This is a genomic window from Acidovorax cavernicola (assembly GCF_003581445.1).
Genome location: NZ_QXMN01000097.1, coordinates 1 through 4,042 on the forward strand (window position 1 = coordinate 1; position 4,042 = coordinate 4,042).

Below are 4,042 nucleotides of genomic sequence, written 5' to 3' on the forward strand. Positions count from 1 at the left end.
GTCGACAATCTGCGCGCGCGTTTCGGCGACGCTTTCGACACCGCGATGGAAAGCCTGGAACTGGCCGTGGGCGCGTCGCCCAGCTGGGACCATCAAGCCTTCCTCGCCGGCAAGCTCACGCCTGTGTTCTTCGGCTCGGGCGTGAACAACTTCGGCGTGATGGAAGTGCTCGACGCGCTGGTCGACATGTCGCCGCCGCCGGGCCCGCGCACCAGCACGCTGCAGGTCAACAAGCAGCCCGTGGTGAAGACCGTCGAGCCCGCCGACAAGGGCTTCTCGGGCGTGGTGTTCAAGGTCCAGGCGAATATGGACGCCAACCACCGCGACCGCATCGCGTTCGTGCGCGTGGCCTCGGGCCGCTACACCCCGGGCATGAAGCTGCGCGTGCAGCGCACCGGCAAGGACATGCGCCCGACTTCGGTCGTGACGTTCATGAGCCAGCGCCGCGAAGCCGTCGAGGAAGCCTATGCGGGCGACATCATCGGCTTCACCATCCATGGCGGCGTGCAGCTCGGCGACACCATCACCGACGGCGCGGCGCTGCAGTTCACCGGCCTGCCGTTCTTCGCGCCCGAAATGTTCATGACCGTGGTGCTGAAGAACCCGCTGCGCACCAAGCAGCTGCAGCAGGGCCTGGCCCAGCTCGGCGAAGAAGGCGCGATCCAGGTGTTCAAGCCCGACGCGGGCGGCAACATGCTGCTGGGCGCGATCGGCCAGCTACAGTTCGAAGTCGTGCAGCACCGCCTCAAGGCCGAGTACGACGCCGACATCCGCCTCGAAGCCTGCCAGTACACGGGCGCGCGCTGGATCACGGCCGACACTCCGGCCGAACTGCGCGAGTTCGAGAACGCCTATGTGCTGCGCATGGCGCACGACGCGGCCGGCACCCTGGCCTACCTCTGCACTTCGCCCTACGACGTGCGCCTGGCGCAGGAGCGTTTCCCCAAGATCCATTTCCACCCGCTGCGCGAACACGCGGGCCTGTCGCTGCACAACAGCTGATCGAGATTGCCGTTCTGATGTCCATGGAAAATTTGCTGCCCCTGGGGCAATGGCCCCGCCCTGCCGCGGGCCAGTTACTCGGTGTGCTCACCGATATCGACGACACGCTGACCACCGACGGCGAAGTGCCCGCGCATGTGGTTGCCGCGATCGCCGCGCTGCGCGACGCCGGCCTCAAGGTCGTGCCTATCACCGGCCGGCCCGTGGGCTGGAGCGAGCCCTTCGCCAAGGCCTGGCCGGTGGACGCCATCGTTGCCGAAAACGGCGCCGTGGCGCTGCGCCGCAACGCGGCCGGCGGACTCGACAAGCTCTATCAGCAGGACGCGGCCACGCGCAGCGCCAACTTCGCACGCATGCAGGAAGTGCTCGAACAGATCGAGGCCAGCGTGCCCGGCGCGCGCCGCGCGACCGACTCCGCGGGTCGCGAATGCGACATCGCCGTCGACCACAGCGAATTCACCCAGATGCCCCAGGCGCAGATCGACCAGTGCGTGGCCATCATGCGCGCGGCCGGCATGAACGCCACCGTGAGCTCGATCCACATCAACGGCTGGTTCGGCGCGCACAACAAGTGGGATGGCGCGCAATGGATAGTGCGCACGCTGTTCGACCGCGACCTGGCCGCGGAACTCGATCGCTGGGTCTATATCGGCGACTCCACCAATGATCAGCTGATGTTCGAGCGCTTCGGCAACAGCTTCGGCGTCGCCAACATCGCGCGCTTCGTGCCCCAGCTCACGCACCTGCCGCGCTATGTCACGCCCAGCGAGCGCGGCGACGGATTCGTCGAACTTGCCAACGCCATCCTGGGCCGCGCCACGGCCTGAGGCCGGACGCGGCCTGCGCATTCGGCGATGGCATCCATCGCGAATGGCGCACAACCCGGGAGTGAATGTCGGCTATGTCCGACAACCCCCGTCCAATGGCATCTTGTTCGAGGGAAACAGCACCTAAAATGCGCCAGCGTTCCCGTTCCTATTCCATCACCTACAAGAGACATATGTCATGCGCATGATTCGCCGTTCCTTCGTTGCCACCTGCGTCGCGGCTGCTGCAGCCACTGCGGCCATGCCAGCCCTTGCCCAATCCAAGGAAGTCAAGATCGGGTATGCGCTGGCGATCAATTCGCACTACGGCGCAGCCGCCCAGGCCTGGGCCGACTCCGTTGAAAAGAACACCAGCGGCGCGTTCAAGTTCAAGCAGTTCCCCGCGTCGGCACTCGGCGGCGAGCGCGAGCTAATCGAAGGCCTGCAGCTGGGCACCGTCGAAGCCGTGATCGTTTCCACGGGTGCACTGAGCAACTTCGTTCCCGATGTCGGCGTGGTCGACATTCCTTTCCTGTTCCGTGACACCGCGCATGCGCGCGCCGTGCTTGACGGCGCTTTCGGCCAGGACCTGCTGGGCAAGTTCCAGAAGCGCGGCCTGATCGCACTGGCCTGGGGCGAGCAAGGCTTTCGCCATCTGACGAACAACAAGCACGCGGTGCAGAACGTTGCCGACCTCAAGGGCCTGAAGATCCGCGTGACCGAAAACCCGGTGCACATCACCGCCTTCCGCACGCTGGGCGCATCGCCCACGCCCATGTCCTGGCCCGAAGTGATCGGCGCGCTGCAGCAAGGCACGATCGACGGCCAGGAAAACCCGATCTCGGTGCTGTCGTCGGCCAAGCTGTGGCAAGTGCAAAAGCACCTGACGCTCAGCGCCCATGTCTACGCTCCCGTGGCGCTGATCGTCTCGCCCGGCTTCTGGTCCAGCCTGAACGACACGCAGAAGGCCGCGTTCACGCAAGGCGCGAAGAGCGGCGCGCTGGCCTCGCGCGCGTTTGTCGACGCGGTCGAGAAGAAGGGCGTCGAGGAAGCCAAGTCGCACGGCATGCAGGTCGTGGAAAAGGTCGACCAGGCCGCTTTCCGCAAGGCCCTCGAACCCGCCTACAAGCAATACGCCACGAAGTTCGGTCAGAAGACGCTGGACGGCATCGCCAACACCAAGTGATCTACTGCGCATTCCGGGCCCGGCCCGGAATGCGCACCGCACGCGCCGGGCCGGTCCCGGCGCATGCCTGCACCCCGAGGGTGACTCTTTTTCAGAAAGCGGCTGCGCCGGCACTCGGAAGTGCGTTTCGCGGCAGCCGACATGCTTATGCTTGAACGAATCGAACGCGCTCTGGTCGCCTGCAACCGCTGGCTGCTCATCGTGCTGCTGCTGGCCATGGCCTGCATCGTCTTTGCCAATGTGGTGCTGCGCTACACCACGGGCGACTCCATCGTCTGGGCCGAGGAAGTGGCCCGCCACATGATGATCTGGGTCACGTTCCTGGGCGCGGGTCTGGTGCTGCGCTTCGGCGGCCATGTCGCGATCGACAACCTGCACCGCTCGGTGAGCACGCGCGCGGCGCGCGTGCTGCGCACCATCGTGGTCGTGGGCATTGCGGGCTTCTGCGTCTTCATGACCTATTTCTCGGTGCTCTACGCCTGGGCCACGCGCTTTCAGACCACGGCCGCGACCGACATCCCGATTTCCTATATCTACCTGGCGATGCCCGTGGGCTTCGCGCTGATGCTGGTGCACCTGCTGTTCGTCGCACGCAACTACATCACGGCCGGCGACTATGCGCAGTCCGAAGAGATGAATGCGGACGCGGCTGCGTCCATCTGAGAGGTTCAAGCACCATGGGTATCACCCTTTTCATCGCCATCATCGTCCTGCTCGTGCTGGGCTTTCCGGTGGCCTTCGCGCTGGCCATCTCGGCCGCGCTGGCCGTGCTCGTCGGTGGCCGCTACCCCCAGCTGGTGGTGTTCAAGGAAATGTTCACCGGCATCGACAGCTTTCCGCTGATGGCCGTGCCATTTTTCATCCTGTCGGCCGAACTCATGTCGGGCGGCGCGCTGACCCATGTGCTGCTGCGCTTTGCCGCGCAGTTCGTCGGCCACCTGCGCGGCGGCCTGGGCTATGCCAACGTGCTGTCGCTGACGCTGTTCTCGGGCATTTCGGGCTCGGCCCTGGCCGACGCCGCGGGCCCGGGCTCGATGATGGTCAAGAT

Annotated in this window: 5 protein-coding genes; all 5 read left to right on the top strand. The window is 65.5% G+C overall.

What is annotated here, in order from left to right:
• Positions 1-1,002: EF-Tu/IF-2/RF-3 family GTPase (locus D3H34_RS30930; RefSeq protein WP_286186486.1), on the top strand; the 1,002-nt coding region annotated here is incomplete at its 5' end.
• 17 nt (positions 1,003-1,019) lie between these two features.
• Positions 1,020-1,829 carry an HAD-IIB family hydrolase gene (locus D3H34_RS30935; RefSeq protein ID WP_434057723.1) on the top strand — a complete coding sequence of 270 codons (810 nt, stop codon included), beginning with the start codon at positions 1,020-1,022 and terminating at the stop codon, positions 1,827-1,829.
• Between the two features lie 178 nt (positions 1,830-2,007).
• Positions 2,008-2,994, top strand: coding sequence for a TRAP transporter substrate-binding protein (locus D3H34_RS30940; protein ID WP_119558662.1), 987 nt, complete (start codon positions 2,008-2,010; stop codon positions 2,992-2,994).
• A gap of 147 nt (positions 2,995-3,141) precedes the next feature.
• A complete protein-coding gene (locus D3H34_RS30945; RefSeq protein WP_119558663.1) occupies positions 3,142-3,657 on the top strand; it encodes a TRAP transporter small permease in 516 nt (171 codons plus the stop codon).
• A 14-nt stretch (positions 3,658-3,671) separates the two neighbouring features.
• Positions 3,672-4,042: TRAP transporter large permease subunit (locus D3H34_RS30950; protein ID WP_119558664.1), on the top strand; the 371-nt coding region annotated here is incomplete at its 3' end.